This window comes from Rhodovibrio sodomensis (assembly GCF_016583645.1).
Taxonomy (GTDB): domain Bacteria; phylum Pseudomonadota; class Alphaproteobacteria; order Kiloniellales; family Rhodovibrionaceae; genus Rhodovibrio; species Rhodovibrio sodomensis.
The window spans coordinates 1-2971 of sequence record NZ_NRRL01000218.1; the positions used below are offsets into that span (position 1 = coordinate 1).

Here is a 2971-nt window from a genome sequence, read left to right on the forward strand (position 1 = left end):
TGCCGGTTGGCGAGCGCGGTCTCGATGTGCGGCTGACGCGCCACCAGCCAGTCCAGCGCGGCGTAGATCTCGTGCTCGCGCACCTCGCCCAGGCCCAGGCGCCCGTTCAGGCTGGAGGCGGCCGTCTGAGCGTTGAGGGCGCGCACGGTGGCGAGCTTGGAGCAGGGCTGGATGATCCGCTGGGCGATCATCGCCAGCACCAGGTCGCGCGACCGCTGATCGGCCGGCCGGCTACGCCGGCCGAGCAGCAGTTTCGGCAGGCCCAGCCGCTCGGCCGTGCCCAGCACGGCGGCGACGTGGCCGTGCGGCAGCGAGCGCGCGATGGTCAGCGCCTGCTCGGCGCGTTCCACCGCGACGCCGCCCTTGAGCAGGGTGCGCAGGCCCTCGACCAGGTGCTCCGGCCAATCGCTCAGATTGGCCACGGTGCGCTTTTTGATCTTGCCGTCGACGCGGCGGCTTTCCCGCAGCAGAACGGCGGGCGGCGACTGGCGGTTGGGGACCGACTCGATGTACATGGCTCATGCGAATCGTACCTTGAGACTGATGTCAACGGCAGACCACCGCCGTTTACATGGGTACACAAAGCCGCCCACAGCCGTATTCTTTGTTCCCACTCAGAAACTTAGCCGGCTAACCAAGTAAAAAGTTCCGTTTAGGGTGACGTGTACGTGCGCGGCTAACTGGTTCAGCCCAGACAGAATGATCCCTGTAGACAGCTTTCGGGGGCACTACGGACCCAGCGCCCGCTTGTTGGCGTGCCCGGGGTGGGCCAGGAGCGGACATTTGTCCAAAGCGTGGCTAAGTCATGGTGCCGCTCAGGGAATCCAAGCTCGACCCGTATCGGCTACTGGAGATTTCGTGGGATAAGAGCCGAGCGCCGATTTCTACGCCTGCGGTTCGGCAGCCGACGAGAAGCAGGTCAGTACGCCGCTCGGCTCTACACGGATCAGAACGATCGGCAAATATCGGATACGCTATCCTTCCGTTTTACTGTTAACCATCGTCACTAACCGCCCGATCGCGCACGCTCCCCTTCCGAACGCGCGCAATTTGAGGCGCTTTATCGTTCCTTTGGTGCCGCGACACATACCCATCAGGAGGGCACCATGGGACATGTCATCGAAGTCGACTTCACCTCACGGACGAACACGGCGAGCCGGACCAGCGCTGATCCGTCTATGTCTTCAGATGCGTCGATCGTTCCGCTGCATGTAGATGCCAGCGAGACCATTGCCACCGCGGAAGTCCCGGAAGTCGTGTCGCCGTCGATCCCGGACGGCGGCGGTCGGACAGGGAACTCCACGAAGCCACGGCACGCTGGTGAGGGTTCGAACCTGGTCGACGCGTGTGCCCGTATGCGCGCTGATACGGCTGCCTTGCAAGAGGCCGTCGAAAACCTGCGTCGCGCCACCGCCGATATGCATCGGCTGCCGGCCTTGGCGCGCGAACTCTGCGAGGCGGCGGTCTAGCGCCTCAAACCGCCGCTCCCCTTGGCGAGTGCCTCTCCCTGCCCCGCCATACCAAGCGCGGCAGCGACAGCCCGAACCTTCTCTGTCACGCCCGCCGGGCTGGGGGTATCGGGAACCTCGACGACCTCGACCCCGGCAGCGCGCAGCTGCGCCAGCGCTTCCGGCGGACCGGCATCGGCCGCTGCCAACACGATATCGGGCTCCAGCGACAGGATCGGCTCCGCGGACAAGCGCCGCATGTAGCCGACGTCCGGCACCTCCTGCGCGGCGGGCGGATACAGGCTGGTGCTGTCGACGCCGACCAGGCGTTCCTCGGCCCCGAGCGCGTAGACGATTTCCGTGACCGAACCGCCCACGGACACGACCCGCGCGTCGTCGCTGGCGAGCGCCGACGGTGCGAGGCCGACGATCAGGCACACCGGGGCGAGCCAAGTGCCGAGCGCGCGCATGAACGCCAACATCTGAATGCGGTCCTTTTCATCCGTCCGTTCAAGATCTGGGCGGGGCGGACGTCGGCCAGGCCGCTGGCGACGCGACGCGCTCCGAAAAGACCGGGATCGCCTGTCCGGGCACCGCGTACGCCACCCATGGCCCTCGCCCGGCCAGCTTACGCCGTCGTCCAACCGCCGCCGGGCGCCACCATTACTGCAAATGCACCGCAGTTGCAATTGTATGTGTCGGATAACCGATCGAGTTTGAGAGACGCAGTCGCAGCGAAGCCATGCGGACCGCCGGCCGCCAAGGCGACCCGCCGAACCAGCACCTGCGTGAGTTCGACCTCTTGATCATCACCGGGCGGCGCGTATTCACTGCGCCCGTCAAATCGGTCGATACCAGAGTGGCTGGCACACAAAAAAAGCCGGGCGGAGGCTCGCCTCTACGCCCGGCTTGTTCGCTCGTCTTGTAGGCCAGCGGTTAGGCCGTCGCCGCGGCCTTCTCGAACAGCTGATACGCGCCGCCCCAGTCGTTGGCCGAGACCACCGGCCAGTGCGCGTTCTTCGCATCCGCCGTTGAACACCGGTGAAGCGCTGGTAACCCTCACTGGTGCGGCCGTCCAGTTCGCAAAGACCCGCCTTGTCCAGACCTAACTCGTAGACGACGACGGCACCCTGCGCACCTACGAAGCCAGGTAGGTGGAGCGTTCGCCCAGGCAGAGCGCGACGATGCAGGCGAGTTGTCTGCACATCGCGTTCAACAATGTCCAACGGAGATCTAGGATGCTTGGCATTGTAAACTTGCCCACGGCTGACCGCGCCGGCGCCCGCGCCGGCCAAGATTGGCCGGCGCGGGCCTCCACCTGTCGCTTTGCCTTAGAAAACGCCACTGAAGATCAGCAGGCCAGCGCACGACGCAGCGGCACCAGTCATCCGCATTAAGGAGCTGATATCGATTAACCGCTACATTTAGCGCTATCAATCTGCCGTGGACGGATGGTGTAGTTCCATTCGCCGTGGAAGTCATGCGGCTGGATGTTGAGTTGTTTCATCGTGCGGTCGGAGACC

Annotated in this window: 3 protein-coding genes; 1 reads left to right on the forward strand and 2 read right to left on the reverse strand. The window is 64.9% G+C overall.

The features are described from left to right. Positions 1 to 515 (reverse strand): IS1634 family transposase N-terminal domain-related protein (locus CKO28_RS27130; RefSeq protein WP_496196159.1); only part of this gene is annotated, 515 nt, incomplete at its 3' end. 591 nt (positions 516 to 1106) lie between these two features. Between CKO28_RS27130 and CKO28_RS27135 the strand changes: the two genes are divergently transcribed. Further along, positions 1107 to 1469, forward strand: coding sequence for a hypothetical protein (locus CKO28_RS27135; RefSeq protein ID WP_200344557.1), 363 nt, complete (start codon positions 1107 to 1109; stop codon positions 1467 to 1469). Here the strand turns inward: CKO28_RS27135 and CKO28_RS27140 are convergent. Then, the gene (locus tag CKO28_RS27140) at positions 1466 to 1930 is read right to left on the reverse strand and encodes a heme/hemin ABC transporter substrate-binding protein (RefSeq protein WP_200344559.1); all 465 of its coding nucleotides are present in this window, start codon (positions 1928 to 1930) and stop codon (positions 1466 to 1468) included. The genes CKO28_RS27135 and CKO28_RS27140 overlap by 4 nt on opposite strands. Positions 1931 to 2971: the final 1041 nt, after the last annotated feature.

Excerpts from the sequence above, each read along its gene's own strand:
- CKO28_RS27135 (WP_200344557.1), top strand. The coding sequence starts at position 1,107 with ATGGGACATGTCATCGAAGTCGACTTCACCTCACGGACGAACACGGCG.
- CKO28_RS27140 (WP_200344559.1), bottom strand. The coding sequence starts at position 1,930 with ATGTTGGCGTTCATGCGCGCGCTCGGCACTTGGCTCGCCCCGGTGTGC.